This is a genomic window from Pseudomonas sp. GW822-FHT02G04, assembly GCF_058802085.1.
In genome coordinates, this window is sequence record NZ_JBXANU010000009.1 from 171,099 (window position 1) to 194,299 (window position 23,201).

Annotated in this window: 18 protein-coding genes, 5 tRNA genes and 1 pseudogene; 18 read left to right on the forward strand and 6 right to left on the reverse strand. The window is 59.9% G+C overall.

The window, feature by feature from the left end; translation table 11 throughout:
• Positions 1–207 precede the first annotated feature (207 nt).
• Positions 208–1,530, reverse strand: a complete 1,323-nt coding sequence (locus AC1RO5_RS14595; protein ID WP_493175788.1) for a tyrosine-type recombinase/integrase — start codon at positions 1,528–1,530, stop codon at positions 208–210.
• A gap of 163 nt (positions 1,531–1,693) precedes the next feature.
• Positions 1,694–1,769 (reverse strand) — tRNA-Asn (locus AC1RO5_RS14600).
• Positions 1,770–1,996: 227 nt separating this feature from the next.
• Between AC1RO5_RS14600 and AC1RO5_RS14605 the strand changes: the two genes are divergently transcribed.
• Complete coding sequence (locus AC1RO5_RS14605; protein WP_007935216.1) at positions 1,997–2,227, forward strand: hypothetical protein; 231 nt, start codon at positions 1,997–1,999, stop codon at positions 2,225–2,227.
• Here the strand turns inward: AC1RO5_RS14605 and AC1RO5_RS14610 are convergent.
• Positions 2,224–2,424, reverse strand: a complete 201-nt coding sequence (locus AC1RO5_RS14610) for a hypothetical protein (protein WP_258673267.1) — start codon at positions 2,422–2,424, stop codon at positions 2,224–2,226. The two genes, AC1RO5_RS14605 and AC1RO5_RS14610, sit on opposite strands and share 4 nt — an antisense overlap.
• Before the next feature lie 140 nt (positions 2,425–2,564).
• Positions 2,565–3,761 (reverse strand): amino acid aminotransferase, encoded by a 1,197-nt coding sequence (locus tag AC1RO5_RS14615; RefSeq protein ID WP_493175792.1) that lies wholly within the window; start codon positions 3,759–3,761, stop codon positions 2,565–2,567.
• 336 nt (positions 3,762–4,097) lie between these two features.
• On the opposite strand from AC1RO5_RS14615, the gene uvrB reads away from it, so the two are divergent.
• From uvrB to AC1RO5_RS14670, 11 genes and pseudogenes are all read left to right on the forward strand, one after another.
• Positions 4,098–6,113, forward strand: a complete 2,016-nt coding sequence (gene uvrB, locus AC1RO5_RS14620; RefSeq protein ID WP_493175794.1) for an excinuclease ABC subunit UvrB — start codon at positions 4,098–4,100, stop codon at positions 6,111–6,113.
• Positions 6,114–6,339: 226 nt separating this feature from the next.
• Positions 6,340–7,821, forward strand: a complete 1,482-nt coding sequence (gene gltX, locus AC1RO5_RS14625) for a glutamate--tRNA ligase (RefSeq protein WP_493175795.1) — start codon at positions 6,340–6,342, stop codon at positions 7,819–7,821.
• Positions 7,822–8,012: 191 nt separating this feature from the next.
• A tRNA-Ala gene (locus tag AC1RO5_RS14630) sits at positions 8,013–8,088 on the forward strand.
• 79 nt (positions 8,089–8,167) lie between these two features.
• Positions 8,168–8,243, forward strand: a tRNA-Glu gene (locus AC1RO5_RS14635).
• 53 nt (positions 8,244–8,296) lie between these two features.
• Positions 8,297–8,372, forward strand: a tRNA-Ala gene (locus AC1RO5_RS14640).
• Positions 8,373–8,454: 82 nt separating this feature from the next.
• Positions 8,455–8,530 (forward strand) — tRNA-Glu (locus AC1RO5_RS14645).
• Between the two features lie 182 nt (positions 8,531–8,712).
• The gene (locus tag AC1RO5_RS14650) at positions 8,713–9,252 is read left to right on the forward strand and encodes a TetR/AcrR family transcriptional regulator (protein WP_493175797.1); all 540 of its coding nucleotides are present in this window, start codon (positions 8,713–8,715) and stop codon (positions 9,250–9,252) included.
• 31 nt (positions 9,253–9,283) lie between these two features.
• Positions 9,284–10,117 carry an alpha/beta fold hydrolase gene (locus AC1RO5_RS14655; RefSeq protein WP_019649340.1) on the forward strand — a complete coding sequence of 278 codons (834 nt, stop codon included), beginning with the start codon at positions 9,284–9,286 and terminating at the stop codon, positions 10,115–10,117.
• A 48-nt stretch (positions 10,118–10,165) separates the two neighbouring features.
• Positions 10,166–10,603, forward strand: a complete 438-nt coding sequence (locus AC1RO5_RS14660) for an acyl-CoA thioesterase (RefSeq protein ID WP_253425606.1) — start codon at positions 10,166–10,168, stop codon at positions 10,601–10,603.
• A gap of 97 nt (positions 10,604–10,700) precedes the next feature.
• Positions 10,701–11,660, forward strand: coding sequence for a tRNA dihydrouridine synthase (locus AC1RO5_RS14665; RefSeq protein WP_493175800.1), 960 nt, complete (start codon positions 10,701–10,703; stop codon positions 11,658–11,660).
• Positions 11,661–11,688: 28 nt separating this feature from the next.
• Positions 11,689–11,793, forward strand: a pseudogene (locus AC1RO5_RS14670) (heat-shock protein); the annotation flags it as partial.
• A 255-nt stretch (positions 11,794–12,048) separates the two neighbouring features.
• Here the strand turns inward: AC1RO5_RS14670 and AC1RO5_RS14675 are convergent.
• Together AC1RO5_RS14675 and AC1RO5_RS14680 are read right to left on the reverse strand one after the other, a co-directional pair.
• Positions 12,049–15,327 (reverse strand): sensor domain-containing protein, encoded by a 3,279-nt coding sequence (locus tag AC1RO5_RS14675; protein WP_493175801.1) that lies wholly within the window; start codon positions 15,325–15,327, stop codon positions 12,049–12,051.
• 83 nt (positions 15,328–15,410) lie between these two features.
• Positions 15,411–16,301, reverse strand: a complete 891-nt coding sequence (locus AC1RO5_RS14680) for a LysR family transcriptional regulator (RefSeq protein WP_019649335.1) — start codon at positions 16,299–16,301, stop codon at positions 15,411–15,413.
• Positions 16,302–16,461: 160 nt separating this feature from the next.
• Here AC1RO5_RS14680 and leuC point away from each other — a divergent pair, with 160 nt between their 5' ends.
• The 6 genes from leuC to AC1RO5_RS14710 all read left to right on the forward strand — a co-directional run bounded on the left by leuC (position 16,462) and on the right by AC1RO5_RS14710 (position 23,018).
• Positions 16,462–17,880: a 3-isopropylmalate dehydratase large subunit gene (gene leuC / locus AC1RO5_RS14685; RefSeq protein WP_493175806.1), complete on the forward strand. Its 1,419-nt coding sequence runs from the start codon at positions 16,462–16,464 to the stop codon at positions 17,878–17,880.
• An 11-nt stretch (positions 17,881–17,891) separates the two neighbouring features.
• On the forward strand, positions 17,892–18,536 hold the full coding sequence (gene leuD, locus AC1RO5_RS14690; RefSeq protein ID WP_105346662.1) for a 3-isopropylmalate dehydratase small subunit: 645 nt from the start codon (positions 17,892–17,894) through the stop codon (positions 18,534–18,536).
• 130 nt (positions 18,537–18,666) lie between these two features.
• Positions 18,667–19,434 carry a class I SAM-dependent methyltransferase gene (locus AC1RO5_RS14695; RefSeq protein ID WP_493175808.1) on the forward strand — a complete coding sequence of 256 codons (768 nt, stop codon included), beginning with the start codon at positions 18,667–18,669 and terminating at the stop codon, positions 19,432–19,434.
• Positions 19,435–19,485: 51 nt separating this feature from the next.
• Positions 19,486–20,568, forward strand: coding sequence for a 3-isopropylmalate dehydrogenase (leuB, locus tag AC1RO5_RS14700; protein ID WP_493175810.1), 1,083 nt, complete (start codon positions 19,486–19,488; stop codon positions 20,566–20,568).
• A 69-nt stretch (positions 20,569–20,637) separates the two neighbouring features.
• Positions 20,638–21,750 carry an aspartate-semialdehyde dehydrogenase gene (gene asd / locus AC1RO5_RS14705; RefSeq protein WP_007935182.1) on the forward strand — a complete coding sequence of 371 codons (1,113 nt, stop codon included), beginning with the start codon at positions 20,638–20,640 and terminating at the stop codon, positions 21,748–21,750.
• Positions 21,751–22,007: 257 nt separating this feature from the next.
• Positions 22,008–23,018 carry an aspartate-semialdehyde dehydrogenase gene (locus tag AC1RO5_RS14710; RefSeq protein ID WP_019582121.1) on the forward strand — a complete coding sequence of 337 codons (1,011 nt, stop codon included), beginning with the start codon at positions 22,008–22,010 and terminating at the stop codon, positions 23,016–23,018.
• Positions 23,019–23,201 lie beyond the last annotated feature (183 nt).

The following is a 23,201-nucleotide window of genomic DNA, read 5'->3' on the forward strand; positions in this document are numbered from 1 at the left end:
TGGAGAATTCGGGTCAAGGCTCGGTTTTTCGGAAGTTCTGCGGCTGTGGATGAAATTATCCACTAATGGAAATCAGTGGTTTTCCACCGATAATTGCGGGGGCCTTAGATTTTTTAAGTAAGGTCCATCCAAACAGGGCGGCTTTGCAGCCCTGCTTGGATGGACCCGCGTGGACAAGCGGATCACTGAGATATGAGGATCGAGCGCTTACTCAGTTGCGCCACGTTTTGCTTTTAGGCGAGAGACGTTCGCACCGGTCTGATTGGCGAATTCGCGTGGGCTGACATGCTCCTGCTGATTAGCCTCGAGGTAGCGACTCCACCAGTTCATGATCAGCCTCCGCTCCTCGATGAACTCGGCCTTGTGGATGTAGGCCGCTCGGACGTTGTTGCGTTCCTTGTGGCTCATCTGCCGCTCGATGGCTGTGTCCGTCCACAAACCGGACTCGATCAGTGCGCTGCAGGCCATCGAACGAAACCCATGCCCACAGATCTCTGATTTGGTGTCGTACCCCATCTTCCGAAGCGCGCTGTTCACAGTGTTTTCGGACATTGGTTTCCAAGATTTGGTATCGCCTGCGAACACCAAGTCAAATTTGCCTGTGATTGCGTGGATCTGCTCGAGCAGGGCGATCGCTTGCGGCGATAAGGGTACAAGATGGATATCGCCTGCCATCTTCGTACCCCTTGTGGAAAAGGGTACGCCTTCCAACGCTGGTCGCGTGTCGGGTATTTCCCAGACGCCATGTTTGAGGTCGAACTCGCTCCAGCGGGCGAAGCGCAGCTCGCTGGAGCGTACAAACACGTGCAGCGACAGCAAGACCGTCAGCCGGGTAAGTGCGCGGCCTCTATAGGTGTCGATCCGTTCCTGCAATTCAGGCAAGCGCGATAAGGATAAGGCGGGGCGGTGGACGACCCGCGAGGCTTTGATCGAACCTACGAGGTCGTAAGCAGGGTTTACGGTGATAAGCCGGAGGCGCTTTGCCTCGCGCATGATGCTCTGCAGGTAGTTTTGTACCCTTAAAGCAATGTCTATCGTTCCGCGCTTCTTGATCGCGTCCAGGGGCCGCATAAGGTCGTGGGTATCAAGGTCGACAATGGCGCGGGCGCCGATCAGCGGGAAGAGGTGAGTTTTGAGGCGACTCATCACTGTCTTGGAATAGTCCGGTGCCCACTTGGCTGACATTTCCGTGTGCCAGCCGAGGGCAACGCTTTCAAAGGTGCGGCCTTTGATCAGAGCGTCCGTCTTGGCCTGGTTCTTGGCTCCTATAGGGTCAATGCCATCCGCCAGCATTCGCTTGACCTCCAAGCGCTTGCGGCGCGCATCCGCGAGGCCAACGATGGGGTAGTTGCCGAATGAGGTCAGTCCTTCCCGGCCATCAGGTTTGACGTATCTGAGACGCCAGCCTTTGCGGCCATTGGGTTGGACCAAAAGGTAAAGGCCGTCGCCGTCGAAAAGCTTGTAGGCGCGGTCGGTGGGCTTGGCCGAACGGCAAGTGGCGTCGGAGAGTGGAGCAGTAGTGCGCGACATAAGGGTACTCCCTTTTATCGAACTGACCTTTATCCCAAACTCTACCCTTAAAATGGCTGGTACCCACCGGAATCCGACAGAACGCCAAAACGAAAAAACCCGCCAGAAGGCGGGTTTTTTCGGGGGTTTCAGAGATTTTGAAAGCCTTCTCTGGAACCTTGTCTGGCTCCACGACCTGGACTCGAACCAGGGACCCAGTGATTAACAGTCACTTGCTCTACCAACTGAGCTATCGCGGAATGGCGTCTATGTTACTGATTCAAAAAGAGAAGTCAAGCCTCTGTTGGCAATTTGATGTTTTCATCGGATCAGAGGGAGGTTTATCGGCCATCGGCGGTTACCAGAAGCGCGGCAGAGGTCTACCATGGCCGCCCGGAAGTGGTGACGCGCGCTGCCGGCCCTCAGCCGAATAGGTACGCGCCATGAATCACCCAGCCTTCACACCTCACAATAGCGAGGTGTTCGCATGAGCATCGCTCAGATCAGCCTGCCCAAAGGGGTCGGCCCGCACGCCGAGAAACTGTTCGACGCAATCACTCAGGCCGGCACCGCTGACGAGCTGAACCGCGCAGGCGGCAAGGCCGAAGGTTTTGTCCTGGGCCTGGAAAGCACCAAGGCGATCAAAAGCCAGGTGGCCGAGTCGCTTTATGTCGCCTATGACGACGCGGCCAGCCAGCGTGCGAGCGAATTGGCCTAACCGCCAAAAGTGATGGTGCCGAGCATCAGCTTGGCATACAGCATCGTGGCGGCCAGTTGCACCAGCCACAACGCCAGGCCGCCAAGGAACACACCCGCGGCCACTTGCAGCACCAGGTTTTTACCGCGTTTAGCCGAGGAGCGGGGCACGAAGTGGTCCAGCTCGTCGCGGTCGGCGCGTAGGTCATCGTTTTTCATGTGGGTTCTCGCAAGAATTCTCGGGTGTACACAAAACCTTGTGGGAGTTTAAAGGGCGCGGCGGCTGCTTTGAGATTTATCTGAGGCCAATAAAAAACGGGAAGCCATTTCGGCTTCCCGTTTTCATGTCGCGCGACGATTCAGATCACCTGAACGATGGCCTTGGTCACAGCGTCGATGTTGCTCTGGTTCAGCGCGGCAACGCAGATGCGGCCGGTGTCCAGGGCGTAGATGCCGAACTCGGTGCGCAGACGGGTCACTTGCTCAACCGTCAGGCCGGAGTAGGAGAACATGCCGCGCTGGCGACCGACGAAGCTGAAATCGCGCTGTGGAGCGTTTTTCGCCAGCAGGTCGACCATCTGAGTGCGCATGCCGCGAATCCGCAGGCGCATTTCTGCCAGTTCTTCTTCCCACTGGGCGCGCAATACCGGGCTGTTCAGCACAGCGGCGACGATGCTTGCACCGTGGGTCGGCGGGTTGGAGTAGTTGGTGCGGATCACGCGTTTGACTTGCGACAGCACGCGCGCGCTTTCTTCTTTCGATTCACTGACGATCGACAGGGCGCCAACGCGCTCGCCGTACAGCGAGAAGGATTTGGAGAACGAGCTGGAGACGAAGAAGGTCAGGTCCGATTCGGCGAACAGACGCACGGCAGCAGCGTCTTCATCGATACCGTCGCCAAAACCCTGGTAGGCCATGTCGAGGAACGGTACGTGACCTTTGGCTTTCACCACGTCCAGCACGTTTTTCCAGTCCGCCGGGCTCAGGTCGACGCCGGTCGGGTTGTGGCAGCAAGCGTGTAGCACAACGATGGAGCCGGACGGCAGGGCGTTCAGGTCTTCCAGCAGGCCAGCGCGGTTAACGTCGTGGGTGGCGGCGTCGTAGTAGCGATAGTTCTGCACCGGGAAGCCGGCGGTTTCGAACAGCGCGCGGTGGTTTTCCCAGCTAGGGTCGCTGATCGCTACGACGGCGTTCGGCAGCAGTTGCTTGAGGAAGTCGGCACCGATTTTCAGTGCGCCGGTACCGCCGACGGCCTGGGTGGTGATGACCCGGCCAGCAGCGATCAGCGGCGAATCATTGCCGAACAGCAGTTTCTGCACGGCCTGGTCGTAGGCGGCGATGCCGTCGATCGGCAAGTAGCCACGGGAAACGTGTTGAGCGGCGCGAATCGTCTCGGCTTCGACAACGGCGCGCAGGAGAGGAATTCGTCCTTGCTCGTCGCAGTAAACACCGACCCCCAGGTTGACCTTGTTGGTACGGGTATCGGCATTGAATGCTTCGTTGAGGCCCAGGATTGGATCGCGTGGTGCCATTTCGACAGCGGAGAACAGGCTCATTATTACGGCGGCTCTGAATGGAGTGTGGAGGGACGTGTCGCGCTCCAGCCGAATGCACTAGAGCGGTGCACAAACGGGGAGCTAGTATAGAGGCCATCAGCGATTGATGGCGACAGGCGATTCGGCTTTTACGGTAAGTTTTTCCAATTATTTTTCGATCGTTGGTCGAGTGACATCGTCAAAGGTTTTACCCGATGTAGGACGTTTGCCTTGAAAGGGCTGGCAATCGGCTCCACATTGAGCACAATCCAGTTTTTTCCTCGGGCGACATCGGTCGTTTGCGGTCTTTCTCGTTCCTGTCCGGTGTAACCGGGCAAGAGTGAACCAGAGGTATGTATGTCTGAATTCCAGCTAGTCACCCGTTTCGAGCCCGCCGGCGATCAGCCGGAAGCCATCCGTCTGATGGTTGAAGGCATCGAGGCCGGGCTGGCGCACCAGACGTTGCTCGGTGTGACCGGCTCGGGCAAGACCTTCAGCATCGCCAACGTGATCGCCCAGGTGCAGCGCCCGACGCTGGTGCTGGCGCCGAACAAGACTCTGGCTGCGCAGTTGTACGGCGAGTTCAAGGCGTTCTTCCCGAACAATGCCGTTGAATACTTCGTCTCCTATTACGATTACTACCAACCCGAAGCCTATGTGCCGTCGTCCGACACCTTCATCGAGAAGGACGCTTCGATTAACGACCACATCGAGCAGATGCGCCTGTCCGCGACCAAAGCGCTGCTGGAGCGCAAAGACGCGATCATCGTCACCACGGTGTCGTGCATCTACGGTCTGGGCAGCCCGGAAACCTATTTGAAGATGGTGTTGCACGTGGATCGCGGCGACAAGCTCGACCAGCGTGCGCTGCTGCGTCGCCTGGCCGACCTGCAATACACCCGCAACGACATGGACTTCGCCCGGGCGACTTTCCGGGTGCGCGGCGATGTGATTGATATTCACCCGGCGGAATCCGATTTTGAGGCGATCCGCATCGAGCTGTTCGATGACGAAGTAGAGAGCCTGTCCGCTTTCGATCCGCTGACGGGCGAAGTCATCCGCAAGCTGCCGCGGTTTACCTTCTATCCGAAGAGCCACTACGTGACGCCGCGCGAAACCCTGCTCGACGCCGTCGAGGGGATCAAGGTCGAGTTGCAGGAGCGCCTGGAATACCTGCGTTCCAACAACAAACTGGTGGAAGCCCAGCGCCTGGAGCAGCGCACCCGTTTCGACCTGGAGATGATTCTCGAGCTGGGTTACTGCAACGGCATCGAAAACTATTCGCGCTACCTGTCGGGCCGGGCATCCGGCGAGGCGCCGCCTACCTTGTTTGACTACCTGCCGGCCGACGCCTTGCTGGTGATCGACGAATCCCACGTCAGCGTGCCGCAGGTCGGTGCCATGTATAAGGGCGACCGGTCCCGTAAGGAAACGCTGGTGGAATACGGCTTCCGCCTGCCATCGGCGCTGGATAACCGGCCAATGCGTTTCGACGAATTCGAAGGCATCAGCCCGCAGACAATATTTGTCTCGGCCACGCCGGGCAATTACGAGGCGGAACATGCGGGGCGTGTGGTCGAGCAAGTGGTGCGCCCGACCGGCCTGGTGGACCCGCAAATCGAAATCCGTCCGGCGCTGACTCAGGTCGACGACTTGCTCTCGGAAATCACCAAGCGTGTGGCCCTGGAAGAGCGGGTGCTGGTGACCACGCTGACCAAGCGCATGTCCGAGGATTTGACCGATTACCTGGCCGATCACGGCGTGCGTGTGCGTTATCTGCACTCGGACATCGATACCGTGGAGCGGGTCGAGATCATCCGTGATTTGCGCCTCGGTACCTTCGATGTGTTGGTGGGGATCAACCTGCTGCGTGAAGGTCTGGACATGCCGGAAGTCTCGTTGGTGGCGATTCTCGACGCCGACAAGGAGGGTTTCCTGCGCTCCGAGCGCTCGCTGATCCAGACCATTGGCCGGGCGGCGCGGAACCTCAATGGGCGGGCAATTCTGTATGCGGATCGGATTACCGGTTCCATGGAGCGGGCGATCGGCGAAACCGAGCGTCGTCGCGACAAGCAGATCGCTTTCAACCTGGCCAACGGCATTACGCCCAAAGGTGTGTTCAAGGACGTCGCCGACATCATGGAAGGCGCGACTGTGCCGGGTTCGCGCAGCAAGAAGCGCAAAGGCATGGCCAAGGCCGCCGAGGAAAGCGCCAAATACGAAGCCGAATTGCGCTCGCCAAGCGAGATCACCAAGCGCATTCGTCAGCTGGAAGAGAAGATGTACCAGCTCGCCCGCGACCTGGAATTCGAAGCCGCGGCGCAACTGCGCGACGAAATCGGCAAACTGCGGGAGCGGTTGATAACTGTTTGAGTTTTGTGCTGTCTGTTCCGGCCTCTTCGCGGGCAAGCCTCGCTCCTACGGATCTGTGCCAGTCGCACGACATAGATCCGTAGGAGCGAGGCTTGCCCGCGAAAGGCGCACCACGGTCCTGATCTGCATCCTCTTAAATACCCCACTCACTGGAGCCGGGTCGCTATCGCCTGTTACCATTCGCCTCTTGTTTGATTTTCGCTTTTTATTCATTTCGAGACATGCCATGACCACCGTCCGCACTCGCATCGCGCCATCGCCTACCGGGGACCCCCACGTAGGTACCGCCTATATCGCTTTGTTCAACTACTGCTTTGCCAAGCAGCATGGCGGTGAGTTCATCCTGCGGATCGAAGACACCGACCAATTGCGTTCGACCCGCGAGTCCGAACAGCAGATTTTCGACGCCCTGCGCTGGTTGGGTATCGACTGGAGCGAAGGCCCGGATGTCGGCGGCCCGCACGGTCCTTACCGTCAGAGTGAGCGCGGCGATATCTACCAGAAGTACTGCCAGCAACTGGTCGACATGGGCCATGCCTTCCCGTGCTTCTGCACTGCCGAAGAACTGGACCAGATGCGCGCCGAGCAAATGGCCCGCGGTGAGACCCCGCGTTACGACGGCCGTGCGCTGTTGCTGTCCAAGGAAGAAGTCGCGCGCCGCCTGGCCGCTGGTGAGCCGCACGTGATCCGCATGAAAGTGCCGAGCGAAGGCGTGTGCGTGGTGCCGGACATGCTGCGTGGCGACGTCGAGATCCCGTGGGATCGCATGGACATGCAAGTGCTGATGAAGACCGACGGCCTGCCGACGTACTTCCTGGCCAACGTGGTCGATGACCACTTGATGGGCATCACTCACGTACTGCGGGGTGAAGAATGGCTGCCGTCGGCACCGAAACTGATCCTGCTGTACGAATACTTCGGCTGGGAACAGCCGCAGCTGTGCTACATGCCGCTGCTGCGTAACCCGGACAAGAGCAAGCTGTCCAAGCGCAAGAACCCGACCTCGGTGACGTTCTACGAGCGCATGGGCTTCATGCCGGAAGCGATGCTCAACTACCTGGGCCGCATGGGCTGGTCGATGCCGGACGAGCGCGAGAAGTTTTCGCTGCAGGAAATGGTCGACAATTTCGACCTGAGCCGCGTCTCGCTTGGCGGGCCGATCTTCGACATCGAGAAACTGTCGTGGCTCAACGGCCAGTGGTTGCGTGACCTGCCAGTGGAAGAGTTCGCCGCTCGCGTGCAGAAGTGGGCGTTGAACCCTGAATACATGATGAAGATCGCGCCACACGTGCAGGGCCGGGTTGAAACCTTCAGCCAGGTCGCACCGCTGGCTGGCTTCTTCTTCGCTGGTGGCGTGAATCCGGACGCTAAACTGTTCGAATCCAAGAAGCTCTCGGGCGATCAGGTTCGTCAGTTGATGCAATTGATCCTGTGGAAGCTGGAAAGCCTGCGTCAGTGGGAGAAGGACAGCATCACCGCAACGATTCAGGCGGTGGTTGAATCCCTGGAGCTGAAGCTGCGTGACGCCATGCCGCTGATGTTTGCCGCGATCACCGGGCAGGCCAGTTCGGTATCGGTGCTCGATGCGATGGAAATCCTCGGTCCGGACCTGACCCGTTTCCGTCTGCGCCAGGCCATTGACCTGCTGGGCGGCGTGTCGAAGAAAGAAAACAAGGAGTGGGAAAAACTCTTGGGCGCTATCGCGTAAGGGTGTTTAACCTTGTGTAGGAGCTGCCGAAGGCTGCGATCTTTTGATCTTGCCCTTCGGCGCTTCCCCCGAATTTACGGGGGGAGGGCGGTAAGTGATTGTTATGTCGGCAAAAAATTTTAAATTTTTTGAAAAATAAGTTTGACAGCTTTCCGATGCGCCATTAAGATTCGCCCCGTCCTCAGCGATGAGGGGCTATAGCTCAGCTGGGAGAGCGCTTGCATGGCATGCAAGAGGTCGACGGTTCGATCCCGTCTAGCTCCACCAATTTACACTTCAAGGTCTGGCCACACCGGCCTTGAAGCGATCAACACTCAGCGTTGATCAGTTGTATAGAAGGGTTTGCGTCCCCTTCGTCTAGTGGCCTAGGACACCGCCCTTTCACGGCGGTAACAGGGGTTCGAGTCCCCTAGGGGACGCCAGTTTTACAGAGGCGATGTTGCAAGATGTCGCTCCGCCGCGAGGCGAAAAATCCGGGGCTATAGCTCAGCTGGGAGAGCGCTTGCATGGCATGCAAGAGGTCGACGGTTCGATCCCGTCTAGCTCCACCAATATTTTACAGTTCAAGGTCTGGCCACACCGGCCTTGAATCGATCAGCTCTCAGCACTGATCAGTTGTATAGAAGGGTTTGTGTCCCCTTCGTCTAGTGGCCTAGGACACCGCCCTTTCACGGCGGTAACAGGGGTTCGAGTCCCCTAGGGGACGCCACGATTACCCGCTTTGCGGGATTTTTAAGGGTCATTCAATTATTGAATGGCCCTTTTGTTTGTCTGGCGTTTGGCCAAATCTCCTTTTCCCTCAAAACTGTTCTTCAGACCAGCGGTCACATCCACGACTTGCGGAAAATTATTATGAGAATAATATTCTAGTCGTAATATTCGGAGGCAACGATGAACGATAAAAAAGCTCAAACCCGCGAGCGCATCCTCAAGGCTGCCAGCGCAGCGCTGATCCAGCGCGGCCCGGCCGAGCCGAGCGTGGGCGAAGTGATGGGCGCGGCCGGCCTGACGGTCGGCGGCTTCTACGCGCACTTCGAAAGCAAGGACGCGTTGATGTTGGAGGCGTTCAAGCAGCTGCTCAGCCATCGTCGTGACTTGATCGCCGACATGGATGCCGAGTTGACCGGCGAAGAGCGTCGCGCGTTGGTCGCAGCGTTCTACCTGTCGCGCAAACATCGTGATTCCACCGAGCAGGCATGCCCGATTCCAGCGTCGATCGGTGAGTTGGGTCGTCTGCCGGACGAATTCCGCGTGGCATTGAATGAACATGTTGAATTGATGGTCGCGCAGTTGGCGGCCAGTCCGGAAGACACCGACAAGGTCTTGGCCGACATCGCCTTGATGGTGGGTGGTTTGGCGCTGGCGCGGGCGCTGGGGCCAGGAGAGTTGTCCGATCGATTGCTGCGCGCCGCCAAATCGGCGGTGCTGTGACCTAAAGGCATCCAGCCTGAGGAGATGAGCGATGAACACGTTGAGCTGGGTTCGTGGCGTTAATGGCACCTTGGGCTGGTTCGCACCGAAGCTGGTGGCGAGCAAGATGCGTCTGGCATTCATGACCCCGCGGGAATTGCCGCCGCGTGATTGGGAATTGCCGTTGCTGGCGAAGTCCGAGCGGATCACCTTGCGCTTCGGCCTCTCGGCGCTGCGTTGGGGGCAGGGCCCGGCGGTGTTGTTGATGCACGGCTGGGAAGGCCGGCCAACGCAGTTTGCCGCGCTGATCACGGCGCTGGTCGATGCCGGTTACACCGTGGTCGCCCTGGACGGCCCGGCTCACGGTCGCTCACCTGGACGTGAAGCCAATGTGGTGCTGTTCGCCCGGGCGATGCTTGAAGCGGCCGCTGAGTTACCGCCGCTGCAAGCAGTAATCGGTCACTCCATGGGAGGCGCCAGCGCCATGCTCGCGGTGCAGTTGGGTCTGCGCACCGAAACCCTGGTCTCGATCGCCGCTCCAGCGCGAATCCTTGGGGTGCTGCGCGGTTTTGCGCGTTATGTGCGCCTGCCGCCCAAGGCCCGTTCGGCGTTCATTCGTCAGGTCGAAAAAGACGTTGGCATGCGCGCCGCTGCGCTGGATGTCGCGCACTATCAGCTCGACATGCCCGGCCTGATTGTCCATGCCGAAGACGACAACTTTGTCTCGGTCAAGGAGTCCCAATTGATCCACGAAGCCTGGTTCGACAGTCGCTTGTTGCGCCTGGAAGAGGGCGGTCATCAGCGAGTGCTGGCCGATCCTCGAGTGATCGACGGTGTGCTCTCGCTGCTGGCCGGTCGCAGCCTGCAATCGCGCCAATCGGCCTGAGCATCCGTTACACTGCCCCGGTTGAAATAATCTGACCGGGAGTGGGGCATGGGCTGGGATCGGGCAACACCGTTTATCATTGATCTGGAAGTGGGCGCCGAAGACATCGACGGGCTGGGCCACGCGAACAACGCGGTGTATGTAACCTGGCTCGAGCGCTGTGCCTGGCGCCATTCGCAACGGTTGGGCCTGGACCTGGTCGAGTATCGGCGTCTGGACCGGGCAATGGCGGTGGTGCGGCACGAGATCGATTACCTGGCGGCGGCCTACGAAGGCGATGAGCTGCAACTGGCGACCTGGATCGTCGATTGGGACCAGCGCTTGAAAATGACCCGACACTTCCAGCTGATCCGCCCCAGTGACAACTCGACGTTGCTGCGGGCGCAGACCACGTTCGTGTGTATCGAACTGTCGACCGGCAAGCCCAAGCGCATGCCGGCGGAGTTCATCGAGGGCTACGGCCCGGCGTTGCAAGTTCCAGGCTGACACGGTCCGCACATTCGCCACCGCCCGGTCTGACGAAATACCTTCTGCACGCCGAAACCAGTAAACTGCCGCACGTTTTTCGTTGAGTGTGTTTTTCATGCAAATTGCTTTGGCGCCCATGGAGGGGTTGGTCGACAATATCCTGCGGGACGTGCTGACCCGTGTGGGTGGTATCGATTGGTGTGTAACCGAGTTCATTCGGATCAACGATCAGTTGCTAACGCCTGCCTACTACCATAAGTTCGGCCCGGAACTGCTGACCGGCGCCCGTACCGCTTCCGGAGTACCGCTGCGGGTGCAGTTGCTCGGCTCCGATCCGGTGTGCCTGGCGGAAAACGCCGCACTGGCCTGCGAGTTGGGTTCCGAAGTCATTGACCTGAACTTCGGCTGTCCGGCCAAGACCGTCAATAAGTCGCGCGGTGGCGCTGTCCTGCTCAAAGAACCCGAGCTGCTCAACGAAATCGTCGAACATGTCCGTCGCGCGGTGCCAGCACACATTCCAGTCACCGCCAAAATGCGCCTGGGCTTCGACAGCCCCGATGGCTCGCTGGTTTGCGCCACAGCCCTGGCCGAAGGCGGCGCGGCGCACATCGTGGTTCACGCACGGACCAAAACGGACGGCTACAAGCCTCCAGCCCACTGGGAATGGATCCCGCGGGTGCAGGACGTAGTCAAGGTGCCAGTGTTCGCCAACGGTGACATCTGGAGCGTCGAGGACTGGCGCCGTTGCCGCGAGATCAGCGGCGTCGAAGACATCATGCTCGGTCGTGGCCTGGTGTCGCGTCCGGACCTGGCCCGGCAAATCGCCGCGGCGCGGGCCGGCGAGGAGGTCGTCGAGATGACCTGGGCCGAGCTGCTGCCGCTGATTCAGGACTTCTGGCTGCAAGCCAAGGCCCAGATGACGCCACGCCAATCGCCGGGTCGCCTGAAACAATGGCTGGCGATGCTGACCCGCAATTATCCAGAAGCGGTCGAGTTGTTCACTGTCCTGCGTCGTGAAACCGAGCTGGATCAAGTCTCGCGTTTACTGGGGTTACAGGTGTCTGAAGCCGCCTGAAAAAATCTGAAAATAATCTCTTGGAAAGCGCAGCGGTTTGTTGAGTATCGACCTGCTGCGTGTGATCCCGGGAGAAGCGAAAGCCAAACGCATCCCGATCAACGGGACGGAAAAACCGGCTCTGCAACACTAATCGGTCAGAGCAAATGAGAAGGGCGCCATCCACTGGCGCCCTTTTTTTGTCCGTTGTCCCGTCCTGAATAAGGTTTACACCTATTTGTAGCAGCTGCCGAGCTTGCGAGGCTGCGTTCGGCTGCGAAGCAGTCGTGAATCCAGGTGGCGCGGTACTTCAATCAGACCTTGCAAGCAGGTTTTTGCGACTGCTTCGCAGCCGAACGCAGCCTCGCAAGCTCGACAGCTGCTACAGCCGGATGCAGAGCTGACGGGATTATTTGAGGAGCTTCTGGAAGTCCTCCACCGGCAACGGCCGGCTGTGCAGATACCCCTGATACAAATGGCAGCCCAGCCCCTGCAAGAACTCCAGCTGCTCCAGGGTTTCGACCCCTTCGGCAATCACTTCCAGCTCCAGGCTGCGGGCCATGGCGACGATGGCGCGAATGATTTCGGCGTCGTTGGGGTCGGTGGTGGCGTCGCGGATGAACGACTGGTCGATTTTCAGGGTGTCTACCGGCAGGCGCTTGAGGTAGGTCAGCGAGGAATAACCGGTACCGAAATCGTCCATGGCAAAGCTCACGCCGAGTTTTTTCAGGCGTCGCATTTTGCTGATGGTGTCGTCCAGGTTCTGGATGACGATGCCTTCGGTGATTTCCAGTTTCAGCAACGAGAAGGGCAGGCCGTGGCTGCCGAGGCTGTGCTCGATGCGTTCGACGAAATCGTTCTGACGGAATTGCCGTGGGCTGATGTTCACGCACAGGCTGAAATTGAGCGGGTCGATCAGACCTTTGGCGATCAGGCGTTTGAAGGCCGCGCAGGCTTCGTCGAGGATCCACGTGCCGACTTCCAGAATCAGCCCGCTGTCTTCCAGCACCTTGATGAACTCGGTCGGCGATTGCGCGCCCAGTTGCGGATGGTGCCAGCGCACCAGGGCTTCGGCGCCGGTAATGCGGTTGTTGCGGGCGTCCACCTGAGGCTGGTATTGCACGCTGAATTCACCTCGGGAAAGGGCCAGGCGCAGGTCGGTTTCCATGCGCAGGCGTTCGCTGGCGGCCTTCTGCATGGTGTTGTGATACATCTGCGTGGTGTTGCGGCCTGAGTCCTTGGCGCGATAGAGGGCGATATCTGCGCGTTTTAGCAGGTCGGTCGGGGTCGAGCCGTGGTCGGGGATCAGCGCGATGCCGATGCTCGGCGTCACTTGCAGGCGCTGACCATCGAGGAACATCGGTTCGGACAGCAATTCACGCAAGGTGTCCGCCAGTTCCCGGACCTGAGCACTGACTTCGCTGCGCGAACCTTCCAGGCCGCTGAGCAGCACCACGAACTCATCGCCGCCCAGGCGTGCGACGGTGTCTTCCATGCGCACGCTGGCTTCGAGGCGCGCGGTGATGATTTTCAGCACCGTATCGCCCACCGGGTGGCCGAGGGAGTCGTTGATGTGCTTGAAGTGGTCCAGATCGAGGAACATCAGGGCGCCGCGCAGGTTGTGGCGCTTGAGCAGGGCGATCTGCTGGCTCAGGCGGTCCATCAACAGCGCGCGGTTCGGCAGGTTGGTCAGCGGGTCGTGGTAGGCCAGGTGACGGATCTGCGCTTCAGCATTTTTCAGCAGGCTGACGTCCCGGGCGGTCAGCAGCAGGCAGGCGGTTTCGTTGAGGGTGATCGGCTCCACCGAGACTTCGACGGTCAGCAACTCGCCGCGTTTGTTGCGCCCGAGCATTTCCAGGTGATGAACCCGGCCCTTGATCTGTAGCTCCGCCAGCAACGCCGAGCGTTGTTTCTCCTCGGCCCAGATGCCGACCTGATACACCGTGCGGCCGATCACTTCATCGGCACGGTAACCGGTCAGGCGACAGAAACCGTCGTTAACCTCCAGGTAGCGTCCGGTGTCGCGCTCGGTGATGGTGATGGCGTCGGGGCTTGAGTGAAAGGCCTTGGCAAACTTCTCCTCGCTGGCCTTGAGCGCTGCTTCCGAGCGTTGCTGTTGGGTGATGTCGCGCAGGGTGGTGACGATGCACGGCTGGTCGCCGACGCTGATCTGACGGCTGGAGATCACGCAGGTCAGGGACTGTCCGTCCTTGTGCTGAACGATGATCGCCACATTGTTCAGGCCCTGTTCACGGATAACCCGTTCGATCCGTTGCAGGCTTTTCGCCGAAGCGTCCCACAGGCCGATTTCGTCAGCGCTGCGGCCGATGACGTCGGCGGTGCTCCAGCCGAACGTCTGGGTGAAGCTGGAGTTGATCTCGATGAAATGGCCGGTGTCCTGGCGTGTGACGCAGATCGGGTCCGGGCTGACCTGGAACAAGGTGGCGAATTTTTCTTCCGACGCCACCAGTTGCTGTTCGCGCTCCACCTGATCGGTGATGTCCAGCAGTGTGCCAGCCATGCGCAGCGGGTTGCCGCTATCATCGCGGTAGAGTCTGGCGCGGCTTTCCAGGTAGCGCGAACTGCCGTCCGACAGCTGCACGCGGTACGTCACCTGATAATTGCCGGCCGGGCCTTCGCGCAAGCTGCGGTAGGCGTCGCGCATGGTGTCGCGCTCTTCGTCAGGCACGCCTTCAAAAAACGCATCGAATGATTCATGGAAGGGTTTGGGCTCCAGCCCATGCAGCTGGGCGGCTCGCGCCGAGCCGTACAGCATGCCGCTGGGGATGTGCCAGTCCCAGGTGCCGAGTTGCGCCGAATCCAGGGCCAGGTCGAGGCGTTCCTGGCTATCTTTGAGGGCGTGCTCGGCAATTTTGCGTTCGGTGGTGTCAAGGAACGTGCTCAGCAGGTAAGGCTGGCCTTCGAGCTCGACCTTTTGCGCGCTGAGAATGCCGTCGTGAACCTGCCCGTTGCTGGCGCGAAATTGCACCTCCATGTTGATCAGCTCACCTTTGGCCTTGGTAGCCTTGACCAGTTCCGCCCGTTGCTCCGGGTTGACCCAAAGGCCCAGTTCCAGCGTGGTTCGGCCTATAGCGTCCTGCACCGGCCAGCCGAACAGACTTTCGAAATACTGGTTCGCTTCGCTGATCAGGCCGTCTTCCTGACGGGTCAGCAGCACCATGTTCGGGCACAGGTGAAACAGCGTGGCGAAGCGTTTTTCCGAGCTGCTCAGCGCCTGTTCACGCTGGCGCTGGTGAGTGATTTCACGGATGACCCCGATCATTCGTGGCCGGCCGTTTTTGTCCGGTAGCAGGCTGCCGTTGATTTCCAGCCAGTGCAGGCTGCCGTCAGGCCAACGGATGCGGTGGTGCATGGCTTGCTCCAGCGGAGCACCGGCGATCACTGCATTGAAGGCGCGGATGGCTTTCGCCCGATCCTCCTGGGGCAGCAGGTCGAGGTATTCCAGATCCTCGGGCAGCGGTTGCCGGGGATCGAAGCCGAACAACGCCTGAGTGCCCCGTGACCAGCTGATCTGCCCGCGCTCGATGTCCCAATACCAGGCGCCCAGCCGGGCACCATTGAGGGCCGCGAGCAACTGTGGGGCGCTTTCCCAGCTCTGCTCGGACCGTTTTGGGTCAATTGCCTGAATTCGCGGCATTGGCGGCATACGTTCAACAGATTTGGGCATGGATAACAGGCCTTGGGCTGAGTTGGGCGTTAGGCACAGGGTTTTGGGGCTCTATAGGCGTAGCACAAAAGAAGAAGCACAGCTTAGCCGCGAGTCCCTGGCTGATCGATTTGTGCATCCAGCAAAGCCATGAAGGCCTTTGCCGCGTTCGACAGCGTCCGTTCGGTGTGCAGGATATAGCCTAGCTGGCGAGTGAGTTGTATGCCCGGCAAAGGTATGCGCGCCACTTGATCATCCAGCATGGTGCGCGGCAAAACGCTCCAGGCCAGGCCGATCGAAACCATCATCTTGATGGTTTCCAGATAATTCGTGCTCATGGCGATATTCGGCGTCAGGCCCTGGGCCTCGAACAGGCGCTGCACGATATGGTGGGTAAAGGTGTTGCCACCGGGGAAAACCGCGGGGTGCAGGGCAATATCCGCCAGGCTGACCGCGCCGTTGCTGATCAGCGGATGCTCCGGGGCGGCCACGAAATCCAGCGGGTCGTCCCACACGGGCGTGGCCTTGACCAATGTGTGAGGTTCCGGTGCAAGGGTGATGACCGCCAGTTCAGCGCGGCCATGGAGGATTTCTTCGTAAGCCACTTCCGAATCGAGGAACTGAATGTCCAGTGCCACCTGCGGGTAACGTCGGGTGAACTCTCTTAATAAGGGTGGCAAACGGTGCAGGCCGATGTGATGGCTGGTGGCCAATGTCAGACGGCCGGTGACTTCACCGGTCAGGTTGGTCAGGGCGCGGCGGGTGTCATCCAGTACATTGAGGATCTGATAAGCCCGTGGCAGCAGGGCGCGGCCGGCTTCGGTCAGGCCAACTTCCCGGCCCAATCGATCGAACAGCCGCACCTTCAATTGCTGCTCCAGCCCGGCGATGCGCTTGCTGATGGCGGGTTGCGTCAGGTGCAGCCGTTCACCTGCGCCGGAGAAGCTTCCGGTCTCTGCAATCGCGATAAAAGCATTGAGGTTGGCGAGGTCCATGATGAGGTCTCAGTGGCATTCCAGTTGGTTATGCAAAGCATAAAAAATATGAATTTGAGTTATTTAATGTAACCCCCTAGGATCGACCTCACAAGCCAAGGGGTTATTGAAATCACTCAAGACCCAGGGCATAGAAACAAGCTGATGAGGAAACCGTCTGATGGCCGGCAAAACGCTCTACGACAAGCTCTGGGATTCGCATTTGGTCAAGCAGCGCGACGATGGCTCTGCGCTGATCTACATCGATCGTCACATCATCCACGAAGTGACCTCGCCGCAAGCCTTCGAAGGCCTGCGTCTGGCCGGGCGCAAGCCTTGGCGCATCGATGCCAACATCGCGACCCCGGACCACAACGTACCGACCACCCCGGAGCGCAAGGGCGGCATCGAAGCGATCGTTGACCAGGTCTCGCGTTTGCAGGTTCAGACCCTTGACGATAACTGTGACGAATACGGCATCGTCGAATTCAAGATGAATGACGTCCGCCAAGGCATCGTCCACGTCATCGGCCCGGAGCAGGGCGCCACCTTGCCGGGGATGACCGTGGTCTGCGGCGATTCCCACACCTCGACCCACGGCGCATTCGGTGCCCTGGCTCACGGTATTGGCACTTCCGAAGTCGAGCACGTGCTCGCCACTCAGTGCCTGGTCGCCAAGAAAATGAAGAACATGCTGGTGTCGGTCGAGGGCAAATTGCCGTTCGGCGTGACTGCCAAGGACATCGTCCTCGCCGTGATCGGCAAGATCGGCACCGCTGGTGGTAATGGCCACGCCATCGAATTCGCCGGTAGCGCGATTCGCGACTTGTCCGTTGAAGGCCGCATGACCATTTGCAACATGTCCATCGAAGCCGGCGCTCGCGTTGGCCTGGTGGCCGCCGACGAAAAAACCGTGGCTTACGTCAAGGGCCGTCCATTTGCTCCGAAGGGCGCGGAATGGGATTTGGCCGTCGAGGCCTGGAAAGACCTGGTCTCCGATAAAGACGCCAAGTTCGACACCATCGTCGAGCTCGATGCCGCTCAGATCAAGCCGCAAGTCAGCTGGGGCACCTCGCCTGAGATGGTGTTGGCCGTGGATCAGAACGTACCGGATCCGGCCAAGGAAATGGACTTGGTCAAGCGCGACTCCATCGAACGCGCCTTGAAATACATGGGTTTGACCGCCAATCAGGCGATCACCGACATTCAGCTGGACCGCGTATTCATCGGTTCCTGCACCAACTCGCGGATCGAAGACCTGCGCGCCGCCGCCGTGATCGCCAAAGGCCGCAAAGTGGCTTCGACCATCAAGCAGGCCATCGTGGTGCCGGGTTCGGGGCTGGTGAAGGCTCAGGCCGAATCCGAAGGCCTGGACAAGATTTTTATCGAGGCCGGTTTTGAATGGCGTGAGCCAGGCTGCTCGATGTGCCTGGCGATGAATCCGGACCGCTTGGAGTCGGGCGAGCATTGCGCGTCGACCTCTAACCGTAACTTCGAAGGCCGTCAGGGCGCCGGTGGCCGTACGCACCTCGTCAGCCCGGCCATGGCCGCCGCCGCCGCTGTGAACGGTCGTTTCGTCGACGTCCGTGAATTGATCTAAAGGAGCGCAGCATGAAAGCTTTTACCCAGCACACTGGTCTTGTCGCGCCTTTGGATCGTGCCAACGTCGACACCGACCAGATCATCCCGAAGCAGTTCTTGAAGTCGATCAAACGCACCGGTTTCGGTCCGAACCTGTTCGATGAATGGCGTTATCTGGACGTTGGCCAGCCGTATCAGGACAACTCCAAGCGCCCGTTGAACAAGGACTTCGTCCTCAACGCCGAGCGTTATCAAGGCGCCAGCGTGTTGCTGGCTCGCGAGAACTTCGGTTGCGGTTCCAGCCGCGAGCACGCGCCGTGGGCACTGGAAGAGTACGGTTTCCGCAGCATCATCGCGCCGAGCTACGCCGACATCTTCTTCAACAACAGCTTCAAGAACGGCTTGCTGCCGATCATCTTGAGCGACGCTGAAGTCGATGAGCTGTTCAAGCAGGTTGAGGCGAACCCGGGCTACCAGTTGCAGATCGATCTGCAGGCCCAGACCGTGACCCGTCCGGACGGCAAAGTGCTGAGCTTCGAGATCGATGCCTTCCGCAAACACTGCCTGTTGAATGGTCTGGACGATATCGGCCTGACCTTGCAGGACGGCGAGGCGATTGCCGCGTTTGAAGCCAAACACCGCGCGAGCCAGCCGTGGTTGTTTCGCGACGCGTGATGTTTTGAGGTGACCGTTGAAAAGATCGCAGCCTTCGGCAGCTCCTACAGGTGCAGGCCATTCCATGTAGGGGCTGCCGAAGGCTGCGATCTTTTGATCTTGAAAACCAGCAACCCAAAAGGAAGTCCCGATGACCAGCACCGCCCAACACAGTCAGGTAGTCCAAAAGCAATTCGGTGAGCAGGCCTCTGCTTACCTGAGCAGCGCCGTACACGCTCAAGGCACCGAGTTCGCACTGCTACAGGCTGAACTGGCGGGGCAGGGCGATGCCCGGGTGCTGGACCTGGGCTGCGGCGCCGGTCATGTGAGTTTTCACGTGGCCTCGCTGGTCAAGGAAGTAGTCGCTTACGACCTGTCCCAGCAGATGCTCGATGTGGTCGCCGCCGCCGCGATCGACCGGGGTTTGAGCAATGTGACCACGGTCAACGGCGCCGCCGAGCGTCTGCCGTTCGCCGATGGCGAGTTCGATTTCGTCTTCAGCCGCTATTCGGCGCACCATTGGAGCGACCTCGGTGTGGCCCTGCGCGAAGTTCGCCGGGTGCTGAAGCCGGGCGGGGTGGCGGCGTTCATCGATGTGTTGTCGCCGGGCAGCCCGTTGTTCGACACTTACCTGCAAAGCGTCGAAGTGCTGCGCGACACCAGCCACGTGCGCGATTATTCTGCGGGCGAGTGGTTGCGTCAGGTCAGCGAAGCGGGGTTGCATACCCGCAGCACCACGCGCCAACGGTTGCGCCTGGAGTACACCTCCTGGGTCGAGCGCATGCGCACGCCGCAGGTGATGCGCGCGGCGATCCTCGAGTTGCAGCAATCGATGGGCAACGAAGTGCGCGAATATTTTGAGATTGAGGCCGATGGTTCGTTCAGTACCGATGTGTTGGTGCTGATGGCTGAACGATAGAATTTTTCCGGGCGCGCCCCAGGGCGCGCCGACTGATGACATGAGGAAAGCATGAGCAAGCAGATTCTGATTCTCCCAGGCGACGGTATTGGCCCGGAAATCATGGCCGAAGCGGTCAAGGTGCTGGAGCTGGCGAACGACAAGTACAGCCTGGGCTTCGAGCTGAGCCATGACGTGATCGGTGGCGCCGCCATCGACAAGCACGGCGTGCCGCTGGCCGACGAAACCCTGGCCCGTGCACGCGCAGCCGATGCTGTGCTGCTGGGCGCCGTGGGCGGCCCGAAATGGGACACCATCGAGCGTGACATTCGCCCTGAGCGTGGTCTGCTGAAAATCCGTGCGCAATTGGGCCTGTTCGGCAACCTGCGTCCGGCGATCCTGTACCCGCAACTGGCCGAGGCTTCCAGCCTGAAGGCAGAAATCGTTGCCGGCCTGGACATCCTGATCGTCCGTGAACTGACCGGCGGTATCTATTTCGGCGCGCCACGTGGCGTACGCGAGCTGGAAAACGGCGAGCGCCAGGCCTACGACACGCTGCCGTACAGCGAAACTGAAATCCGCCGTATCGCCCGTGTCGGTTTCGACATGGCGCGCGTGCGCGGCAAGAAGCTGTGCTCGGTGGACAAGGCCAACGTGCTGGCCTCCAGCCAACTGTGGCGTGAAATCGTCGAGCAAGTGGCCAAGGACTACCCGGATGTCGAACTGAGCCACATGTACGTCGACAACGCCGCCATGCAACTGGTGCGTGCACCGAAGCAGTTCGACGTGATCGTCACCGACAACCTGTTCGGCGACATTCTTTCCGACGAAGCGTCGATGCTCACCGGTTCCATCGGCATGCTGCCGTCGGCGTCGCTGGATGCCAACAACAAAGGCATGTACGAGCCGTGCCACGGTTCGGCGCCGGACATCGCTGGCAAGGGCATTGCCAACCCGTTGGCGACCATTTTGTCGGTGTCGATGATGCTGCGTTACAGCTTTAATCTGCAGGATGTGGCCGATGCCATCGAGAAGGCCGTGAGCCTGGTTTTGGATCAGGGGCTGCGCACGGGCGACATCTGGTCGGCTGGTTGCACCAAGGTCGGTACGCAGGAAATGGGTGACGCAGTAGTCGCCGCGCTGCGGAATCTGTAATCTCTCTGGCCCGCTGCAATTTTCAACCTTGAAAGCAGCGGCCCACTTTTTCAAGAAGGTGTAGTTGCGATGAAACGTGTAGGTCTGATCGGTTGGCGCGGCATGGTCGGTTCCGTGCTCATGCAGCGGATGCTGGAAGAGCAGGATTTCGATCTTATCGAGCCGGTGTTTTTCACCACTTCCAATGTCGGTGGCCAAGGCCCGTCCGTGGGCAAGGACATTGCTCCGCTCAAGGACGCTTACAGCATTGAAGAGCTGAAAACCCTCGACGTGATTCTGACCTGCCAGGGTGGCGACTACACCAGCGAAGTGTTCCCGAAGCTGCGCGAAGCCGGCTGGCAGGGTTACTGGATCGACGCCGCTTCCAGCCTGCGCATGCAGGATGACGCGGTGATCGTGCTGGACCCGGTCAACCGCAAGGTCATCGACCAGCAGCTCGACGCGGGCACCAAGAACTACATCGGCGGCAACTGCACCGTCAGCCTGATGCTGATGGGCCTGGGCGGTCTGTTCGAAGCCGGTCTGGTGGAGTGGATGAGCGCCATGACCTATCAGGCGGCCTCCGGTGGCGGCGCGCAGCACATGCGTGAACTGATCAAGCAAATGGGTGTGACCCACGGCGCTGTCGCCGATCAACTGGCCGATCCGGCCAGCGCGATCCTCGACATCGACCGCCGTGTCGCCGAAGCCATGCGCAGCGACGCGTACCCGACCGAAAACTTCGGCGTACCGCTGGCCGGCAGCCTGATCCCGTGGATCGACAAGGAACTGCCGAACGGTCAGAGCCGTGAGGAGTGGAAGGCCCAGGCCGAGACCAACAAGATCCTCGGTCGCTTCAAGAGCCCGATCCCGGTGGACGGCATCTGCGTGCGCATCGGCGCCATGCGTTGCCACAGCCAGGCGCTGACCATCAAGCTGAACAAAGACGTGCCGATCGCCGACATCGAAGGGCTGATCAGCCAGCACAACCCTTGGGTCAAGCTGGTGCCGAACAACCGTGAGATCAGCATGCAGGAGCTGAGCCCGACGAAAGTCACCGGCACCCTGAACGTGCCGGTCGGTCGTCTGCGCAAGCTGAACATGGGTTCGCAATTCGTCGGAGCCTTCACCGTCGGCGACCAACTGCTGTGGGGCGCGGCCGAGCCGCTGCGTCGCATGCTGCGGATCCTGCTTGAGCGTTGATCGATTGATGCAATGAAAGAACCCGCGCCTTGAAAGAGGTGCGGGTTTTTTTATTCCCGCAGATCGTCCGATCATTCCCACGCTCTGCGTGGGAATGCATCCTGTGACGCTCCGCGTCACTGCCTTAACAGCGGACGCAGAGCGTCCATGGCGGCATTCCCACGCAGAGCGTGGGAATGATCAGGGTGGGCGTGAATTGCCTGCACGCCAACCACCCGGTAAAGTGCCGCTCCCCCCGTTTCGCCAGAGGTAGAACCATGAGCCAGTCCTTCGATATTGCCGTGATCGGCGCCACCGGTACTGTCGGCGAAACACTCGTCCAGATTCTCGAAGAGCGCGACTTTCCTGTCGGCAATCTGCACCTGCTGGCGAGCAGTGAATCGGCCGGACACTCGGTGCCGTTTCGCGGTAAGAACGTGCGGGTGCGGGAAGTTGATGAGTTCGACTTCAGCAAAGTCCAGTTGGTGTTCTTCGCCGCCGGTCCGGCGGTGACCCTCAGTTTTGCCCCGCGCGCCACGGCTGCCGGCTGCTCGCTGATCGACTTGTCCGGCGCATTGCCGGCCGATCAGGCGCCGCAAGTGGTGCCCGAGGCCAATGCTGCAATTCTTGCTGGCTTGAAAAAGCCCTTCCAGGTCAGTAGCCCAAGCCCTTCGGCGACAGCGCTGGCGGTGGTGCTGGCGCCGCTGCTTGACTTGCTCGACCTGCAACGCATCAGCCTGACGGCGTGCCTGGCAGTATCGGCCCAGGGCCGCGAAGCCGTCAGCGAGTTGGCCCGGCAAACCGCCGAGCTGCTCAACGTGCGTCCGCTGGAGCCGGCTTTCTTCGATCGGCAGATGGCTTTTAACCTGTTGGCGCAAGTCGGTGCGCCCGATGCTCAGGGCCACACGTTGCTGGAAAAGCGTCTGGTGCGCGAGCTGCGTCAGGTCTTGTCGCTGCCTTTATTAAAGATTTCCGTCACTTGCATTCAAGCCCCGGTGTTTTTTGGCGATAGCTATAGCGTGACCTTGCAGTCATCGAGCGCTGTCGACCTGGCGAAAGTCAACGCGGCACTGGAAGCGGCGCCCGGTATCGAGCTGGTTGAGGCGGGCGATTACCCGACGCCGGTAGGCGATGCGGTAGGGCAGGACGTGGTTTACGTTGGTCGGGTTCGCAGCGGGATCGACGACCCGGCGGAACTTAACGTGTGGCTGACGTCAGATAACGTACGCAAAGGTGCCGCGCTCAATGCTGTGCAGGTGGCTGAATTGTTGATAAAAGACCTGCTGTAAAAGATACTTGGCAACAATTTTTTCTAGTGGTTCCAGCCGAGCGCTATGTTTGGCCGGAATGCTTGAGGCGAGCCATCCCGCAGGGCTTTCGTCGCATGAATGAAACGATCGCGCGCGACGACCCTTCGCCGTCGCGCGCAACGCCTTACGGCAGCGGCAATCAACACCTTCTCGCTGGCCGAG

What these genes read in the sequence shown, in the direction of transcription:
- AC1RO5_RS14695 (WP_493175808.1), top strand. Translation starts at nt 18,667, where the DNA reads ATGACCAGCACCGCCCAACACAGTCAGGTAGTCCAAAAGCAATTCGGT.
- AC1RO5_RS14655 (WP_019649340.1), top strand. Translation starts at nt 9,284, where the DNA reads ATGAACACGTTGAGCTGGGTTCGTGGCGTTAATGGCACCTTGGGCTGG.
- AC1RO5_RS14660 (WP_253425606.1), top strand. Translation starts at nt 10,166, where the DNA reads ATGGGCTGGGATCGGGCAACACCGTTTATCATTGATCTGGAAGTGGGC.
- AC1RO5_RS14665 (WP_493175800.1), top strand. Translation starts at nt 10,701, where the DNA reads ATGCAAATTGCTTTGGCGCCCATGGAGGGGTTGGTCGACAATATCCTG.
- AC1RO5_RS14675 (WP_493175801.1), bottom strand. Translation starts at nt 15,327, where the DNA reads ATGCCCAAATCTGTTGAACGTATGCCGCCAATGCCGCGAATTCAGGCA.
- AC1RO5_RS14595 (WP_493175788.1), bottom strand. Translation starts at nt 1,530, where the DNA reads ATGTCGCGCACTACTGCTCCACTCTCCGACGCCACTTGCCGTTCGGCC.
- uvrB (WP_493175794.1), top strand. Translation starts at nt 4,098, where the DNA reads ATGTCTGAATTCCAGCTAGTCACCCGTTTCGAGCCCGCCGGCGATCAG.
- leuB (WP_493175810.1), top strand. Translation starts at nt 19,486, where the DNA reads ATGAGCAAGCAGATTCTGATTCTCCCAGGCGACGGTATTGGCCCGGAA.
- gltX (WP_493175795.1), top strand. Translation starts at nt 6,340, where the DNA reads ATGACCACCGTCCGCACTCGCATCGCGCCATCGCCTACCGGGGACCCC.
- AC1RO5_RS14650 (WP_493175797.1), top strand. Translation starts at nt 8,713, where the DNA reads ATGAACGATAAAAAAGCTCAAACCCGCGAGCGCATCCTCAAGGCTGCC.
- AC1RO5_RS14610 (WP_258673267.1), bottom strand. Translation starts at nt 2,424, where the DNA reads ATGAAAAACGATGACCTACGCGCCGACCGCGACGAGCTGGACCACTTC.
- AC1RO5_RS14680 (WP_019649335.1), bottom strand. Translation starts at nt 16,301, where the DNA reads ATGGACCTCGCCAACCTCAATGCTTTTATCGCGATTGCAGAGACCGGA.
- AC1RO5_RS14710 (WP_019582121.1), top strand. Translation starts at nt 22,008, where the DNA reads ATGAGCCAGTCCTTCGATATTGCCGTGATCGGCGCCACCGGTACTGTC.
- leuD (WP_105346662.1), top strand. Translation starts at nt 17,892, where the DNA reads ATGAAAGCTTTTACCCAGCACACTGGTCTTGTCGCGCCTTTGGATCGT.
- leuC (WP_493175806.1), top strand. Translation starts at nt 16,462, where the DNA reads ATGGCCGGCAAAACGCTCTACGACAAGCTCTGGGATTCGCATTTGGTC.
- AC1RO5_RS14615 (WP_493175792.1), bottom strand. Translation starts at nt 3,761, where the DNA reads ATGAGCCTGTTCTCCGCTGTCGAAATGGCACCACGCGATCCAATCCTG.
- AC1RO5_RS14605 (WP_007935216.1), top strand. Translation starts at nt 1,997, where the DNA reads ATGAGCATCGCTCAGATCAGCCTGCCCAAAGGGGTCGGCCCGCACGCC.
- asd (WP_007935182.1), top strand. Translation starts at nt 20,638, where the DNA reads ATGAAACGTGTAGGTCTGATCGGTTGGCGCGGCATGGTCGGTTCCGTG.